At 69.5% G+C, this 16,241-nt stretch carries 12 protein-coding genes; 6 read left to right on the plus strand and 6 right to left on the minus strand.

What is annotated here, in order from left to right:
• Nucleotides 1-174: 174 nt before the first annotated feature.
• Nucleotides 175-1,740, plus strand: a complete 1,566-nt coding sequence (locus HWX76_RS29730) for a GMC family oxidoreductase N-terminal domain-containing protein (protein WP_176016755.1) — start codon at nucleotides 175-177, stop codon at nucleotides 1,738-1,740.
• Between the two features lie 84 nt (nucleotides 1,741-1,824).
• Here HWX76_RS29730 and HWX76_RS29735 read toward each other — a convergent pair whose 3' ends face one another.
• The gene (locus HWX76_RS29735; RefSeq protein ID WP_050017199.1) at nucleotides 1,825-2,805 is read right to left on the minus strand and encodes a helix-turn-helix domain-containing protein; all 981 of its coding nucleotides are present in this window, start codon (nucleotides 2,803-2,805) and stop codon (nucleotides 1,825-1,827) included.
• Nucleotides 2,806-2,981: 176 nt separating this feature from the next.
• Between HWX76_RS29735 and HWX76_RS29740 the strand changes: the two genes are divergently transcribed.
• The 5 genes from HWX76_RS29740 to HWX76_RS29760 all read left to right on the plus strand — a co-directional run bounded on the left by HWX76_RS29740 (nucleotide 2,982) and on the right by HWX76_RS29760 (nucleotide 7,929).
• Nucleotides 2,982-3,515: a 2,4'-dihydroxyacetophenone dioxygenase family protein gene (locus HWX76_RS29740; protein ID WP_050017200.1), complete on the plus strand. Its 534-nt coding sequence runs from the start codon at nucleotides 2,982-2,984 to the stop codon at nucleotides 3,513-3,515.
• 18 nt (nucleotides 3,516-3,533) lie between these two features.
• Nucleotides 3,534-4,838 carry an MFS transporter gene (locus HWX76_RS29745; RefSeq protein WP_089489950.1) on the plus strand — a complete coding sequence of 435 codons (1,305 nt, stop codon included), beginning with the start codon at nucleotides 3,534-3,536 and terminating at the stop codon, nucleotides 4,836-4,838.
• Between the two features lies 1 nt (nucleotide 4,839).
• Nucleotides 4,840-5,961, plus strand: a complete 1,122-nt coding sequence (locus HWX76_RS29750) for a 2,3-butanediol dehydrogenase (RefSeq protein WP_176016756.1) — start codon at nucleotides 4,840-4,842, stop codon at nucleotides 5,959-5,961.
• Nucleotides 5,939-6,661, plus strand: coding sequence for an SDR family NAD(P)-dependent oxidoreductase (locus HWX76_RS29755; protein WP_176016757.1), 723 nt, complete (start codon nucleotides 5,939-5,941; stop codon nucleotides 6,659-6,661). The genes HWX76_RS29750 and HWX76_RS29755 overlap by 23 nt, the downstream gene beginning before the upstream one ends.
• Before the next feature lie 176 nt (nucleotides 6,662-6,837).
• A complete protein-coding gene (locus tag HWX76_RS29760) occupies nucleotides 6,838-7,929 on the plus strand; it encodes a porin (protein ID WP_176016758.1) in 1,092 nt (363 codons plus the stop codon).
• Between the two features lie 67 nt (nucleotides 7,930-7,996).
• On the opposite strand, the gene HWX76_RS29765 is transcribed toward HWX76_RS29760, so the two are convergent.
• From HWX76_RS29765 to HWX76_RS29785, 5 genes are all read right to left on the minus strand, one after another.
• Entirely contained in the window at nucleotides 7,997-10,252 is a 2,256-nt protein-coding gene (locus HWX76_RS29765) for a TOMM precursor leader peptide-binding protein (RefSeq protein ID WP_176016759.1), read from the minus strand.
• 92 nt (nucleotides 10,253-10,344) lie between these two features.
• Nucleotides 10,345-10,707, minus strand: a complete 363-nt coding sequence (locus HWX76_RS29770) for a BMA_0021/BMA_0022 family TOMM bacteriocin (RefSeq protein ID WP_050017206.1) — start codon at nucleotides 10,705-10,707, stop codon at nucleotides 10,345-10,347.
• A 16-nt stretch (nucleotides 10,708-10,723) separates the two neighbouring features.
• Entirely contained in the window at nucleotides 10,724-11,068 is a 345-nt protein-coding gene (locus tag HWX76_RS29775; RefSeq protein WP_050017207.1) for a BMA_0021/BMA_0022 family TOMM bacteriocin, read from the minus strand.
• A gap of 33 nt (nucleotides 11,069-11,101) precedes the next feature.
• Nucleotides 11,102-15,151: a TOMM system kinase/cyclase fusion protein gene (locus HWX76_RS29780; RefSeq protein WP_176016760.1), complete on the minus strand. Its 4,050-nt coding sequence runs from the start codon at nucleotides 15,149-15,151 to the stop codon at nucleotides 11,102-11,104.
• Entirely contained in the window at nucleotides 15,148-16,149 is a 1,002-nt protein-coding gene (locus HWX76_RS29785; protein ID WP_050017208.1) for an FHA domain-containing protein, read from the minus strand. The genes HWX76_RS29780 and HWX76_RS29785 overlap by 4 nt, the downstream gene beginning before the upstream one ends.
• Between the last annotated feature and the right edge of the window lie 92 nt (nucleotides 16,150-16,241).

Raw genomic sequence — 16,241 nt, forward strand, 5'->3', positions numbered from 1 at the left:
GCGTGTTCACGCCCTAGGCCGATACTCGCCGCTGCCACCGCCACTCCCTGCGATGTCCCGGCGAGGCAAGCACGGCGTCCGCCTCGGTCAAATAGGGCCCCAACCTGCTCGCTAAGCTGGCTTCGTGCGCGGCGGCATCCGTTCCGCCGCCCGACAGCCAGGAGAAGAAGCGGGATGGAGACGTACGACCACATCGTCGTCGGCGGCGGGTCGGCCGGCTGCGCGGTTGCGCACCGGCTGGTGAAGGCCGGCCGGCGCGTGCTGCTGCTCGAGGACGGCCCGAAGGACGACAGCCTGTTCATCCGGATTCCGGCGACGTTCATCCGCGTGCTCGGCACGCAGCGCACGGTCACGTTCGAGAGCGAGCCGCAGCCGGGCGCGGCGGGACGCAAGACCTACGTGCCGCAAGGCCGCACGCTCGGCGGCGGCAGCTCGGTCAACGCGATGCTGTACGTGCGCGGCACGCGCGACGACTACGACGACTGGGCCGCGCTCGGCTGCACCGGCTGGGGTTGGGACGACGTGCTGCCCGTGTTCAAGCGCGCCGAATCGCATCTGCGGCTCTCGGAGCCGTACCACGGCACCGACGGGCCGTTGAAGGTCGGCGACACGCGCTTCCGGCATCCGCTGAGCCTCGCGTTCGTGAAGGCCGCGCAGGAAGCCGGCATCGCGTACAACGACGATTTCAACGGCGCCGCGCAGCATGGCGTCGGCTTCTATCACACGACGATCTTCGACGGGCAGCGCGGCAGCACCGCGGCCACCTATCTGGCCGACGTGATCGCCGATCCGAACCTGCGCGTGCTGACCGGCTGCCGCGTGACGCGCATCCGGTTCGACGGCCGCCGCGCGAGCGGCGTCGAATGGCGCACCGCGAGCGGCGCGACGGGCTTGGCCGCCGCGCGCGCCGACGTCGTGCTCGCGGCCGGCGCACTGAGCACGCCGAAGCTGCTGATGCTGTCGGGCATCGGGCCCGGCGCGCATCTGCACGCACATGGCATCGACGTGCTGCACGACAGCCCGGAAGTCGGCGCGAACTATCAGGACCATCTTGAAGTGTCGATCTACGGCCGCAGCGATGCGCCCGTCAGCCTGCTGGGCGAGGATCGCGGGTGGAAGGCCCTGCGGCACGGGCTGCAATGGATGCTGTGCCGCTCGGGCCTGCTGACGTCGAACGTCGTCGAATCGGGCGCATTCGTCGACACGACGGGCAGCGGCCGCCCGGACATCCAGTTCCACGTGCTGCCGACGCTGGTCGGCGACGTCGATCGCGAACCGCTGCCCGGCCACGGCCTGTCGATCAATCCGTGCCTGCTCCGGCCGCGTTCGCGCGGCCGCGTGCAACTGCGCGGCAACGATCCGGCCGCGCCGATCCGGTTCGACAGCGGCGCGCTGTCCGATCCGGCCGACGTCGACGGCCTCGTGCGCGGCGTCGCGCTCGCGCGGCGGATCCTGCGCGCACCGTCGCTCGCGCGCATCGTCCGCGAAGCCGAGCCGCTGACCGATGCCACGCTCGCCGACTACGTGCGGCGTCGCGCGAAAACCGTCTATCACCCGGCCGGCACGTGCCGCATGGGCAGCGACGCGCACGCGGTCGTCACGCCGCGTCTCGCGGTGCAGGGCGTCGACGGATTGCGGATCTGCGATGCGTCGGTGATGCCGCGCATCGTGTCCGGCAACACGAACGCGCCGACGATCATGATCGCGGAGCGCTGTGCGGCGTTCATGCTGGCGGAGTGACGCGATGCGCGCTACATCGCCCCGAAAACGAAAGCGGCGCGTCATGCGCGCGCCGCTGCCGCCGAACCCACCGGAAAACCGGCGTCAACTGCCGGCCTCACGCGCCGCATCGCGCAGCGTCATCGGCGACGCGCCATAGCGCTCGCGGATCGCGCGGCTGAAGTGTGCCTGGCTCGAAAATCCCCAGCGAAACGCGATCTCGCCGATGCTCGTCTTGCGCAGCCGTGCGTCGGTCAGCTCGCGGTGCGCGTGCGACAGCCGTTCCGACCAGATGTGCTGCGTGATCGATTCGCCTTCCGCCGCGAACAGGCGGCCCAGATGCCGCAGCGACAGCCCGACCGCATCGGCGACGGCTTGCGGCGCGAGCTCCGGCTCGCCGAGATGCGTCGCGATGTACTGCTTCGCGGTCAGCAGGTACGACAGCGACGCGCGCGATGTGCCCGCGCCGTTCACTTCCGTGTCGACGAGTTCCGCGATCAGCGTGCGCGTGTGCTCGGCGAACCGCGCGGCGTCGCGCTCGACCGGCGCCTTCATGAACCGCTCGACGCTCGCGCGCAACGTCGCGCCGAGCATCGCGCCCGCGCCCGGCTTCGGCGCGATCCGCAGCGGCAGCGCGGCCAGCGCCGCATCGAGGCGATCGTCGAACGTGGTGATCGGGATATCGATCAGCAGCTGCCGCATCGGCGTCAGGAATCCGAACAGATAGGGCACGCGCGTGTCGTAGACGACCACATCGCCGGCTTCCGCGAGCAGACACCGGTCGTGCTGGATGAAATAGGCGCGCCCGCTCACGATCTGGCACGCGAACAGCGACTCCTTCGGCAACTGGCGCACCAGCGCGGGGCTGCGTTCGATCACGTGGTCCTGCCCGCTGATGTCGGCGATGCCGAGGCCCGGCAGCGCGATGTCGGTCTTCTCGGCTTCGAGCCCGGCCGGCGACAGCGACGAGCAGCGCAGGCCGACCAGCGTCGCCGCGTTGAATGCATCCCAGTACGCCATCCTGTCGCGCGCCGGCACGTCGGCCGTCGAGCCTCGCGTGCATGAAAGAACGGTCGAATTCGTCACATCGCCTCCTGCGGGCGCCTGTCGTGCGGAGCGGCACGGATTGGGGGATGGTTCGTCTGGATTTTTGGTGCGCTGCAATGTCCGGCGCGGTCAAGCAATTCGTCCAGCCCAGTCAAGAGCGGCGCACACCGGCTGGCTAAAGTCGAGCCCACGACAACCCATACAAGGAGACAACCGTGGTCGACAAAGCCGTATCCGAATTCTGGCAAAACATCCCGGCGATTGCCAATCCGTTCAAGCCCGATGCGCTGCCCGAGGCCTACATCCCGAACGCGGCCACCGACGACGAGCGCTATTACGTTCCGTTCACCGAAACGGTTTCGTCGCGGCCGCTGTGGATCTCGCCGTCGCAGAACAAATGGTGCGACATCCTGATGGCGAAGGAAGCGGGGCTCGTGAACCGGCACTATCACCCGCACGAGGTGTTCGCGTACACGCTGTCGGGGAAATGGGGCTACCTGGAGCACGAATGGACCGCGACGCGCGGCGATTTCGTGTACGAGACGCCGGGCGAAGGCCACACGCTCGTCGCGTTCGATCACCCCGAGCCGATGCGCGCGTTCTTCATCGTCACGGGCCCGCTGATCTGGCTCGACGACGAAGGCAATCCCGACGGCTACTTCGACGTGCATTCGTACATCGCGATGTGCAAGGCGCATTACGAGAAGGTCGGCCTCGGCGCGCAAGCGATCGAGAAGCTGTTCCGCTGACGCGCGGCGAGGCTCACGATGACGTCCCCTTCCTTTTGCAGACCCGCCTTGACGTACGAGAACCGGCTGCTGCTGATCCTGTTCATGACGTTCGGCTTCGTGTTCTTCGACCGCCTCGCGCTGTCGTTTTTGTTCCCGTTCATGTCGGCCGAGTTGCACCTGACGAACACGCAGCTCGGCATGGTGTCGTCCGCGCTCGCGCTCACGTGGGCGCTGTCGGGCGCCGCCACCGGCGCGTGGTCCGACGCGCGCGGCACCCGCAAGCCGCTGCTGGTCGCGGCCGTGCTCGGCTTTTCCGTGTGCTCGGCGCTGTCGGGCCTCGTCGGCGGCTTCGCGAGCCTGATCGCATTTCGCGCGCTGATGGGCATCGCCGAAGGCCCCGTGCTGCCGCTGTCGCAATCGCTGATGGTCGAGAGTTCGACGCCGAGCCGCCGCGGGCTGAACATGGGCCTGCTGCAAGGCTCGGCCGCCGGCCTGCTCGGCGCGATGATCGGCCCGCCGGTCGTGATCGGCATCGCCACCGCGTACGGCTGGCGCGAGGCGTTCTACGTGTCATGCATCCCGGGCTTCCTGATCGCGTTCTGCATCTGGCGCTGGGTGCGCGAAGTACCGCCCGGCGGCGTGCGCCACACGCAGGCGGATACCACTGCAATACCGGCCGCAAGCGGCGCGGCGGTCAGCCGCTGGGCGCTGCTGAAGGAGCGCAACATCCTGCTGTGCGTGCTGATCAGTTGCTTCTTCCTCACGTGGTTCGTCGTGATCATCTCGTTCGCGCCGGTGTTCCTCGTCGAAAGCCGCCACCTGTCGCCGTCCGCCATGGGCGCCGTGATGACCTGCCTCGGCGCCGCGTGGGTGTTCTGGGGCTTCGCGGTGCCGGCGATCTCCGACCGGATCGGCCGCAAGCCGACGATGATCGTGTTCGCGCTGGTCGCGGCCGCGTGCCCGGTCGTGCTGATCCACGTCGGCTCGGTGTGGGCGCTCGGCGCACTCGTGTTCGCCACGTACACGGGGCTCGGCTGCTTCACGCTGTTCATGGCGACGATTCCGGCCGAAACGGTGCCGCCGCGCGCGATCGCGAGCGCGCTCGGGCTGATCATGGGCGCCGGCGAGCTGATCGGCGGCTTCGTCGCGCCGACCGTCGCCGGCTTCGCGGCGGACCGATACGGCCTGCAGTTCGCGATGTGGACGTCGGCTGCCGGCGCGATCCTCGCGTGCGTGCTGTCGTTCGGCCTCGTCGAAACCGCACCGGCCGTGCTGCGCAAGCGCGCGCTCGCAGGCGCTGCCGCAGGCCGTCTCGACACGCAGAACCTCGGAGGACGCTGACATGCGCGCACTTCAATGGCATGGCCCGCGCGACGTCCGTCTCGTGGAAATCGACACGCCGCGCGTCGGCCCCGGCGACGTGCGCATCGCGGTCGCGTATTGCGGCATCTGCGGCAGCGACCTGCACGAATACGCGGACGGCCCGCACGCGATTCCGGTCGATGCGCCGCATCCGCTGTCGCGCCGCACCGCGCCGCTGACGCTCGGCCACGAGTTCTGTGGAACCGTCGTCGAAGTCGGCGAACGCGTGACGACGCTGCGCGCGGGCGACCCCGTCGCGGTCGAGCCCGAGTATCGCTGCAGCCAGTGCGCGTACTGCCGCTCCGGGTCGTACAACCTGTGCGTGTCGATGGGCTTCGCCGGGCTGATGGGCGACGGCGGGATGGCCGACTTCGCGGTCGTGCCGGCCTACATGCTGCATCGCCTGCCGGACGGCGTGAGCCTCGAACAGGCCGCGGTGATGGAGCCGGCCGCCGTGGCGCTGCACGCGCTGCGGCGCGGCGAACTGCGGCTCGGCGACACCTGCGCGGTGTTCGGGCTCGGGCCGATCGGCCTGCTGCTGATCATGCTCGCGAAGCTGCAGGGCGCGACGACGATCGTCGCCGTCGACGTGTCGCCCGAACGGCTCGCGGCCGCCACGCGCTTCGGTGCGACCCATGCGTTCGACGCGCGCGAGCTCGAAGCGGCCGCGTTGCAGGACGCGATTCGCGCGGCCACGGGCGGCCTCGGCGTCGATACGAGCTTCGAAGCGGCCGGCTTGCAGGCCACGTTCGAATCGGCGATGCGGGCATTGCGCAAGGGCGGTCGCGTCGTGATGGTCGGCCTGATGCCGCACGCCGGATTCGACGCGTTCCGCGCGGTCAACGACGAGCTTACCTTCACCGCGAGCGTCGGCTACCGGCATGCGTACGAAGACCTGCTGCGCATCGTCGCGTCGGGCGCGCTCGATCTCACGTCGATCGTCACGCGCACGGTCGCGCTCGAAGATGCCGTCGCCGACGGCTTCGACGCGCTGCTCGCCGACCGCACGCAGATCAAGATCCTCGTTTCACCCGCGCAGCGGCCGGCCCGCCGCGCCACCACCATCGGGAGTGTCCAGCATGAGTCGTCTGTGGACGTTTGAAGGGCAGTCCGTCGTCGTGACGGGCGGCACGTCGGGCATCGGCGCGCGCACCGCGCTGCGGTTCGCGCAGGCCGGCGCATCGGTCGTCGCATTCGGGCTCGACGCAACCGGCCCGCATGCGCCCGTGCATGCCGGCATCCGTTGCGTGGAGCTCGACGTGGCCGACAGCGCGGCACTGACGCGCACGATCGCCGCGCTGCCGCGGCTCGACGTGCTCGTCAACGGCGTCGGCATCAGCCGCCACGCGGACGAATACCGGATGGATCAGTTCGAGCACGTGCTGAACGTGAACCTGACGTCGGTGATGCGGGCATCCGACGCCGCGCAGCCCGCGCTGGCGGCGCACGGCGGCAGCATCGTCAATATCGCGTCGATGTACACGTACTTCGGCAGCAAGGACCGGCCCGCGTACAGCGCGAGCAAGGGCGGCATCGCACAGCTCACGCGTTCGCTCGCGCAAGCGTGGGCCGATCACGCGATCCGCGTGAACGCGGTCGCACCGGGCTGGATCGACACGCCGCTCAGCAGCGGGCTGATGGCCGACACGCTGGCGTCGCGTCGCATCCTCGAGCGCACGCCGCTCGGGCGCTGGGGCACGGCCGACGAAGTCGCGGAAGTGATCCTGTTCCTGTGCTCGTCCGGCGCGTCGTTCGTCACCGGCGCGGTCGTGCCGGTGGACGGCGGGTATTCGACGGTCTAGCGCATGGCGCGCGGCGCATCGGAGGATCGACGAGGCCTGCTGATGCCCGTTGCGCGCCACGGCTTGCTTTGACTGTCGCTGAACCGGGTTCGCCCGGTTCATGTTTCTTCATATCAATCAGTAGTCCGACTAAAAATATTCCGGCTCGATCGGATCATGTGAGGAGCACTTTGGAGATGACGAAAAAGACCTTTCTGGCGGTCGCGGCCTGCGCACTTCCGGCGGCGGCGTTCGCCCAGAGCAGCGTGACGATGTTCGGGCTGATGGATGCCGGCATCAGCTACGTCAGCAACCAGGGCGACCACGGCGCCGCGAAATTCGACGACAACATCTTCTTTCCGAACCTGCTCGGCTTCGAGGGCAAGGAGGATCTCGGCGCGGGCACGCGCGCGATCTTCCGGCTCGTCAACCAGTATTCGCTCGGCAACGGCTCGATCATCGGCGGCGGGCTGTTTGCGCGCACGGCCTATGTCGGGTTGCAGAACGACCGGTACGGCACGCTGACGCTCGGCAACCAGTACGAGTTCATGGTCGATGCGCTGGCCGCCAGCGGCAACGAGATCGCGCAGGATCTCGTCGGCCTGTACGGCTTTCGCAACGGGCCGTTCGACCGGCTCGCGCTGCCGAACAATCCGACCGGCGCATTCGACTGGGACCGCGTCGCCGGCAGCAATCGCGTCGCGAATTCGATCAAGTACACGAGCCCGTCGCTGTCGGGCCTGAGCTTCGGCGCGCTGTACGGCTTCGGCAACGTCGCGGGGTCGATCGGCGCGAACAACACGGTCAGCGTCGGCGCAAGCTACGACCACGGCCCGTTCGGCGCGGGCGCCGCCTATACGAACCAGAAATACGGCGCGGCCGACGGGCTGCCGCCCACCAGCGTGCGCAACTGGGGCGCGGGCGTGCACTACACGGTCGGCACGGTCACCGGGAAGGCGCTCTTCACGACCGTGCACAACGCGCGGAATGGCGCGCTCGCGTGGTCGGCGGAAGCCGGTGCCGCGTGGCGGCCGTCGCCGGTATGGGTGATCGGCGCGAGCTACACGTACATGAAGGGCAACGACACGCTCGACAACGCGCATGCGCACCAGGTGCTCGCCGCCGTCCAGTACTGGCTGTCAAAGCGCACGATGGTGTACGTCGCGGGCGTGCATCAGCGCGCAGGCCACGGCAGCCACGCGCAGATCAACGGCGTGATGGATGCGAACGGCGCGTCGAGCGGCGCGTTGCAGTCGATCGCGCGCATCGGCTTCAGTACGCGGTTCTGATGCGGCGCGGGTTGTCGGCGTTGGGCAGCCCGCGCCGTTCGCCGACCACAGGATTCCGCAGTCAAGGTCACAGAAACAGCAGCGCCGGATTCAGCGCCGTTTCGTCGCACGGCTGCGTGCGCCAACCCCGCTCCACCGGAACCGAATACAGCCGTCGCGCGCCGAAACGCGGCCAGAAATGGCACAGCCCCGGCGCGATTACCTGCACCACGGACAAGCCGATGTCGGGCCGCGTCTTGTCGACGACGAGCACGTCCATCCCGGCCGCCGCGATGCGCCCGACGCACTGCGCGATCGCCGCCGGCAACGACGCGGCATCGGCCAGTTGCCACGTCGAATGCGTCGTGGCGGGCGTGCCTGCCGCCGGATACAGAAATCCGGTCGACGAAAGCTTGTCGCGATCCCATGGATCGGGCGCATCCGCCGCGATATCGAGCAACTGGTTGACCTCGGTCAGCGCCCGCTGCACCGCGATCCGGCCGTCCGGATGGCAACCGAAACCGATCGAGAAACGCCCGTCACGCGGATTCTCCGCGAGCGCGACCACGGTCGGCACCGCGAGATCGGTGGTGATGTCGAGCGCCCACACCCGCCATCCGAACGTCGCGTATTCGTGCACGAGCGCGTCGAAATACGGATCGTCGAAACTCGCGAGATCGATGCCGGGGCGTTCGATCCGGTTGTACCACCAGATCGCGACCGCATCGCGCTCGATCAATTCGAGCATGCCCTGCAGAATCGCTTCGTCGAGGCTCGACCCGGCCGCGCAGCCGTTCGGGTTGTGCACGCAGGCGGCCGGTACCCGCGCACTGTCGGGCGTTTCCGCGTAGCAGTAGCTCAGCGGCACGAGACGGCGCCGGCCGGTCACGAGCGACCACGCAGGCGTCCAGTCGATCGCGTCGCACGACGTGAAGCGCGGCGGCACCTGCTTGCGGACATCGCGTGTCAATGCGTTGATCGCGTCGCGCGTGTCGAATTGCCGTTCGCTGAATTGCTGAAGATCGTTCACATGGATCGGCTCGGCGTCGCAAGCCGGATCGGCACGCAGGCTGTCGATGCTGCCGGTCACCGTCGCCTCGTCGCCCTGGTACACGCTGCTGAACCGTTCGAGCGCTTCGCACAGCGCACTCGTGCGAGCCTGCTCGTCGGTGCGGCCCTTGCCGGAGCAGAGCCTGTCGAACCGGTTGCCGTCCGGTACGGCAGCCGGGCACACGAGAAAACCCGATGCATAGACCTTGCGCAGGCCCGCGTGCCGCTTCGGCATCGGATGCAGATACGCGATTGCGCCGCTGACCGGCGAAATCAGATGCGCGTGGCGCGCGAACACCTGCTGCGGCTCGGCGGCCCGGTAGCCACCGTCGGCGCGCGCCAACGGCACCGACCCGGCGAGCCGCGGCGCACGCGCCGCCTGCTCGCGCATCCACGCGGGATTCCCGCAGCACGGGCATTGCGGTCGCCGGATCACGCGGTGCGGTTCGACGGCCAGCGTGTCGAGGCGATGCGCGACGATGTGCGTTTGCGCACGTTCCGCGATCGCGCGATTGACGGCGATCTGCTCGACCGTCGCGGCCAGGAGCGCCGCGGCCGCCGCGGCCCCCGCACGCGAGGTGGCCGGCGGCACATGCGTCGCGTCGCTGCCATGATGGCGCGCCAGCAGCGCCTCGACCGGCCGGTTGATGCGAATCCAGTAGCGCACGCATTCGATGCACGGCGCATCGGCGAGCGCGCCGACGCCACTGCCGTTACCGCTGCCGGCCAGCAACGGCCCGATCAGCGTCTGCACGCCGCCGGTCGCCACGACGAGCAGCGCACCGCCGCGCGCCGCCACGCGGGCGGCGCACGCGGCGAGATCGTCACGGTCGTGCGTATCGACGATCGCGACGGTCAGTTCGGCATCCTTCACGACGCCGATGCCGGCCGTGTCGAGTGCGCGCCGGAGCGCCGCGCCGTCCGCGCCGAACGTCTCCACCGCGACACGCAGTTGCGCCACGCGCGCGCACGCGGCGTCGCCGTCGAGCCCGGCGCGCTCGAAGAAACCGCGCGCCGCGTCGTCGCCGTGCGGCGGATCGGCGCGCACGTAGCCGCGCCGCACCAGATGGTCGAGCCGCGCAAGCACCTCCCATTCGCCGAACGTGCGGGCAAGCGACGTCACGATCTCGGCAGTCGTCATGCGCGCCCGCAGGCACGCGGCGATCCGCACGAAGATTGCGCCGGACAGCATCGCGCGCTTGAATTCGTCGACGACGAACAGGGTCTCGGGCCCGGCATCGAGCACGAGCAAATGCGGCTTGAAGCGCAATACGCGCGAGAGATCATCGAGCATCGTCGGGTTCCGTGCGACGGGGTCGGACAAACGTCGCGCGGCCCGGCAACCCTCCCGGGCCGCGCGACGGTGCGCGGGTCGGCCGCGCCCGGTCAGCAGCAGGTGAACAGGTAGCACGGCCCCGCGTCGCAGTAGGCCGCGAGCGCCACCGCCTCCTCGTCCAGGCGTGCCGGCTGCGCCGGTATGCCGACGGTCATCACGTTGCGTGGCAGGTTCCAGCTCCCGCCGCCTTTCCCGTCGCTCGTCCAGCCATGATCGGCGCCCGTCTTCTCGATGTCGATGTCGATGATCCACGGACACTGATAGCCGAAGTATTTCGCGAGCGTATCCAGCGGCCGGTCCAGCAATTCGGCCTTGAACGCCGGATCGCGCCACGAAAGCGCGATCGCACGCAGATAGATCTTCTGAAACTCCAGCATCGATTCGAGCGTCGGATTGGCGTTGTCCTTTGCCATGTCGGTTTCTCCGGAGTCATTCCATGATGGTGATGTGGTCCGCGTTGTACGCGGCCAGCGCCTGCGCGAACTGCGTCTCGTCGGCCGGCGCGGGCGGCAGGTACAGCGTCAGCTTGTTTTTCTGGCCGGCCGTCCAGTCGCCGTTGACGGTTGGCGTCCATTCCGACGATTTGACCTGCACCTTCAGGTCGAGCTTGAACGGAAAGTGATAGTCGAACTGCTCGCGCAACGCATGGACCGGATCGGCCTCGAGCTTGTCGAGAAACGCCGGCGAATGCCAGGCGAGGGCGATCGCCCGAATGACGGTCGCGCGGTATTCGAGAAACTGTTCGTACGTCGGCAATCGAAGATCCTTGCTCATCGGTCTGTTCTCCTGAATGACGGTTTGAACTGCTTACGGCAACGACTGCAACATCGCTTCGGCGAGCCTGGCGATCCGGCCCATGCCCGCCGTCCTTGCAATTTCGACTGCGCGCCGGCACGCGTCCAGCGCGGCCACCCCGCCGCAACGCGGATCGGCACGGCGCAAGTACTCGCTCCGCTTCAGCCACAGCTGGGCTTCGTAATACCGTTCGCCGCTCGAATTGCACCAGGCGAGGCACGCCCCGATCTGCGCGAGCGCCGCGTCGTAGTCGCCGCGTTCGGCATCCAGCTCCGCAAGCAGCGACGCGTAGTAGGTCAGCCCGAGCAGGCCGCCCGACTGCCGCTGCGCGTCGAGATGCGCGACGACGCCCGCGCGATCGCGTTGCGTCCACGCGTGAATGATCGCGGCGTAGTGCCCGACCGCGCGCAGCCGGTGCGCGTCCGCCAGCCGGAGAATCGCTTCCGACACGGATCGCGCCGCATCGCGGTCGCCCGCGAGCTGATGCGTGCGTGCGAGGTACATCATCGTGACGCCCAGCGTCGGCAGATGATCGAGGCAGGTCGCGCAATACACGGCTTCGCGCGCCATCGCGAGCGACGGCTGGGGATCGTCGTCCATGCACCAGCGCACGCTGGCGAGCGACGCCATCGTCCACGCGCGCGTATCGAGCCCGAGGATGCGCCGGTGCCCCGCGTCGCGTCGCACGTCGTAGCCGGCCAGCACCGCGTCGAACGCGACACGGGCGCGCGCATAGTCGCCATCGACCCACAGGCTCATGCCGCGCATCGCGTCCGCCGCCACCTGCACGCCCGCATCGCCGCGCTCGGTCGCGAGCGTGTCGAGCCGCTTGCCGATCCGGCGCACGGTCGGGCGGTCACCGGCGACGTGGTAGCACGTCGACAGCGTCCACAACGCGCTGATCTCGAGTTCGGGATCGTCGAGCGTCTGCGTCTGCCGCAGCAACTGCTCCGCATGCTCGCGTACCTGCGGATCGGCCCAGCCGAATCGCGCCATCGTCGCGTGCGTCAACGTGGCGCGGATGCGCGCGCTGTCGTGCTCGCGCTGCGCGTGGTCGGCGGTGGCAAGCCAGTCGAACACGGCCTGCCCGTAGCGGATCGCGTCGTCGTATCGCGACCGTTCGAGCGCGCGACGCGCCGCGTCGATGCCGTGCGCGATCGCGTCCGCGCATGCGCCTGCCCGCGCGAAGTGCCCGGCGATGCCGAACGCATGCGCACCGGCGCCGCGATCGGCGTGCGCGAGCAGCGCGCGGCCGACACGCGCATGGTTGCCGCGCCGCACGGCAGGCGGCATCGATTCGTATGCGGCGTCGCGAATCAGCGCATGGCGAAACGCATAGAACACGCGATCGCGCCGATGTTGCGCATACACGATCCGTTCTTCGAGCAGGAGCCGCAGATGGGCGTCGAGTGTGGCCCGGTCGTGCGGCGACGCATCGGCGAGCAGTTGCGCATCCACTTCGAGCCCGATGGTCGCGGCGAGCTGCGCGGTACCGCGCGCATCGTCGAGCCGGTCGAACGCCAGACCGAGCATGCCGCCGAGACTGAGCGGCAACGGATACGGGTCCGTTGCCGATGGCTCGATGAGCAGACCATCCGCGCCGCTCACCGCCAGTTCGCGCGCGACAGCCTCGATGAACAGCGGGATGCCCGCCGTGCGATCGGCGAGCCGGTCGAGCCACGCCGGATCGGCCGCGCCCGGGCCCAGATGCGCCGACATCAGGCGCTGCGCGTCGTCGCGCGGCAGGCGGCGCAGCACCACGCGGTCGGTCGCGCCGCGCCAGCGCGCGAGCTTGTCGGGGCGCGACGTGAGCACGATGCACAGTGCCGCTGCGCGCGGCGAGCGGTGCAGATACGCGAGAAAATCCTCGGTCGAGCGATCGAGCCACTGAACGTCCTCGATCACGAGCAGCACCGGCGCGCCGTTGCCGAGCGACACGATCAGTTGTTCGAGGACGTCGAACAGTGCGTGCTGCTCGCGCGCGCTCGACCACAGCAGCCCATTCGCATCGCAGGGCAGCCCGAGCCAGGTCGCGAGCGCGACACGCGCCGCCGCATGATCGCAATCGAGCGGCGCGATCATCGCGTCGATCGCCGCGAGCGCCATGCCGGGCGCGCGCTCGGCATCGACATGCCAGTGCGCGGCAATGAACCGCAGGATCGGGAACAACGCATGATTCTCGCGTTCGGGCAGGCACCCGCACTGCGCGAACGCGTGGCCGCGTGTCCGCACGGCCTCGCACAGCTCGTGCACGAGCCGCGACTTGCCGAAGCCCGCGTCGCCGACGACGAGCCTCGGCACACCGAGCGGTACCGGCTCGCCACGCGCCGCGCGGCGATGCCGCCCATGCGTGTCCTGCCACGCGCGCAGCAGTGCGTCGAGCTCGCGTGCGCGGCCGACCATGGGCGTCCGCCTGTCGGCATCGAGCGAATCGAACGGCGTATCGGCATGCCGCTCGCCGAGCAATTCATGAACCGGCTGCGACACGAGGCCCGCCCGCGCCAGCCGCAACGCGGTCGGCCGGGCATCGGCATGCCGTTCGAGCACGAGCCGCGCATCGTCGCTGATCAGGATCTGTCCGGGGCCTGCCAGCCGGAGCAGCCGCGACGCCGCGGCGGCCGTCGATACGCCCGACATGTGCGACGCATGCGCGAGCACCCGCCCGACATGAATCGCGGCCGCCACTTCGACCCGCCAACCTTCTGCCGCGCCGGCCGCATGCCCGCCGGCAGCCGTCAGCGCCGGCAACCGCGCGCGCTCGGCCACGCGCACCATGTCGAGCGCCGCCCGCGCCGCACGGCGGGCGGGCCGGTCAATGTCGCCCTGCAGACCGAAATGAAACAGCAGCGTGTCGCCGAGCTGTCCGCCCGCATGCGCGCCATACCCGACCGCGATATCGGCGCACTTCGTCAGCCACTGCTCCTCGTAGCCGTCGAGCGCGATGCCGTGCTCGGTTCCGGCATGGCGTTCGCGGCCCTCTCCGGCAATCGTCACGCAGCAGCACAGCGTGGTGATCTGCCGATACTCGCCCGCCTCGACGATCGTTTCGCCGCGCGGCGCGAGCGGGCGCGAGCGCGTCTGCCGGCCGGCGCGAGCGGTGTCGAACTGGCCGACGAGCGCGGCGAAGTTGAGCGCACGAAACCGCGCCGCGAGCGCCTCGGCCGACGCGGCGCGCTGGCGCGGATTCTTGTTCAGCGCATCCCGCAATACCGCGCCAAGCGGAAGCGACGCGATCGACGGCGGAAGCGCGACATCCACCGGGCTCAGTTGTCGATAGACGATCTCGGCCACACTGGCGCCCTGCATGACCACCTCGCCCGTCAGGCATTCGATCACGATCAGGCCCCACGCATACAGATCGCTGGCGGGCGTCGGCGGCTCGTTGCGCAATTGCTCCGGCGCGCAGTAAGGCGGCGAGCCGAGCACCTCGGTCGCGAGCGTCGCCGTCTCGCGCGCGATGTCTTCGGCACCGGGCAGCAATGCACCGATGCCGAAATCGAGCAGCTTCGCGTGCGGCCCGTCGTCGGCCATCGCGATCACGATGTTCTGCGGCTTCAGATCGCGATGCACGATGCCGCGCCGATGGGCGGCCGCGAGCGCGTCGAGCACCTCCGTCATCAGCCGCCCGGTATCGACGGCCGACAGCGGCCCGTCCACCGCGAGCCGGTCGCGCACCGTCCGGCCTTCGACCAGTTCGAATACGGCGAACAGCCGCCCGTCCGGCGCTTCCCCCTGGTCCAGCAGCGCCACGATGTTCGGATGCCGCAGCGCCTCGCACAGGCTCGTCTCGCGCCTGAAGCGCGCGCGCCGGCGCATGCGCTCCCGCGCGATCAGCGCGGCGTCGTCGCGCATCAGCTTGATCGCGACGGCTTGCCCCGTCTCGTCGCAGGTCGCGCGAAACACCACACCGTTGCCGCCTTCGCCGAGCAGCGCGCCGAGCCGGTAATGCCATTTACCGGCAAGCGTCGCGAAAGGCACCGCGTGCCGCTGCGGTTCACGCGCGAGTGGTCCCGCGGCGGTGCGGGGTGCGCTCGTCAGCACGGCCGGTTCTCCCGCGTTCACGAGCACTGGACGACCGGGGCCGGCACCGCGCGCGGCAGGCCGATACGCGGCCCGACGGCCGGCACCGACTCGCATTCGAGATGCTCGCCGCGCATGATCCGGAACGGAACATCGCCGAAGCGGACGCTGCCGCGCCGACGCTCGACGAGCTGGCTCGCGCCCAGCCCGGGCAGCGCCGCGAACTGGCTTCGGGCGCGATGAATCTGCACGTTGACATGGGACGCGTCGATGCCGAGCATGCGCGCGAGCCGGTCGAGTTCGATCCATCCCTGCGTGGCGGCGTCGTACCCGGCCTGCATGTCGGCCGAGCGGGCGCGGGCAAGCGTGACGAGACCATAGTGATGGGCGCGCTCGCCGAGGTCGACCACGCCGCCGCGGACATGCAGCAGCATGCGCACGTGCTCCTCGTTCCGGCTGACGAAGAATTCGAGCAATTGCGCCGGCACGGCCGGATCGGCGCGGGCGGCGAGCATCACCGTCGAGCCGTGGCGCGCGAGGGCGAGGCGCCATGCGAAGTCGCCGGTCGACACTTCGTCACCGTCATGGAGCGCGCGCGGCGGCAATGTGTCGTCGCATAGCCATTCGCCGGCCGGCGAACGGACGATCGTGACCGGCTGCGCGGCGGGGGGCGGCAGGATCTGGCGCGGCGCGAGCACGATCGGCGCGGCGGCGCCGCGTATCGGCCACAGTGTATCGGCCGGATCGTCGAGCGACTCGACGCGCCACGGCGCGACACCGGCCCTGCCGAAGCGGATCACGTCGCCCCGCTGCAGCACCGCATGCTCGCCGTCGCGCAGCGATACGCCTGATACCGATGTGCCGTTGCTGCTGTGATCGTGGAGCTCCCAGCACCCGCCGATCCAGCGGATATGGGCATGGACGCGGGACACCGAGCCGTCCCGGATGACCGTGTCGCAGCGTGCGTCGTCGCGACCGAACACGTGATACGCGCGGAGCAGGCATGCTTCTCCGGACGCGTCTTTCTTGAGTATCGCCATGGCCGCCCCGTGTCGGATTCGCCCGGCTCGTTCGAGTGACGCATCGACGCTGCCGGACAAGCGATTGATTCAATGATCGCGAACGGTGCCGC

Origin of the sequence: Burkholderia sp. BCC0398, from assembly GCF_902833245.1 — a bacterium.
Taxonomy (GTDB): domain Bacteria; phylum Pseudomonadota; class Gammaproteobacteria; order Burkholderiales; family Burkholderiaceae; genus Burkholderia; species Burkholderia sola.

Coding starts and splice junctions, on each gene's coding strand:
- HWX76_RS29775 (WP_050017207.1), bottom strand. CDS start 11,068: ATGAGCAAGGATCTTCGATTGCCGACGTACGAACAGTTTCTCGAATAC.
- HWX76_RS29755 (WP_176016757.1), top strand. CDS start 5,939: ATGAGTCGTCTGTGGACGTTTGAAGGGCAGTCCGTCGTCGTGACGGGC.
- HWX76_RS29760 (WP_176016758.1), top strand. CDS start 6,838: ATGACGAAAAAGACCTTTCTGGCGGTCGCGGCCTGCGCACTTCCGGCG.
- HWX76_RS29770 (WP_050017206.1), bottom strand. CDS start 10,707: ATGGCAAAGGACAACGCCAATCCGACGCTCGAATCGATGCTGGAGTTT.
- HWX76_RS29745 (WP_089489950.1), top strand. CDS start 3,534: ATGACGTCCCCTTCCTTTTGCAGACCCGCCTTGACGTACGAGAACCGG.
- HWX76_RS29730 (WP_176016755.1), top strand. CDS start 175: ATGGAGACGTACGACCACATCGTCGTCGGCGGCGGGTCGGCCGGCTGC.
- HWX76_RS29765 (WP_176016759.1), bottom strand. CDS start 10,252: ATGCTCGATGATCTCTCGCGCGTATTGCGCTTCAAGCCGCATTTGCTC.
- HWX76_RS29750 (WP_176016756.1), top strand. CDS start 4,840: ATGCGCGCACTTCAATGGCATGGCCCGCGCGACGTCCGTCTCGTGGAA.
- HWX76_RS29785 (WP_050017208.1), bottom strand. CDS start 16,149: ATGGCGATACTCAAGAAAGACGCGTCCGGAGAAGCATGCCTGCTCCGC.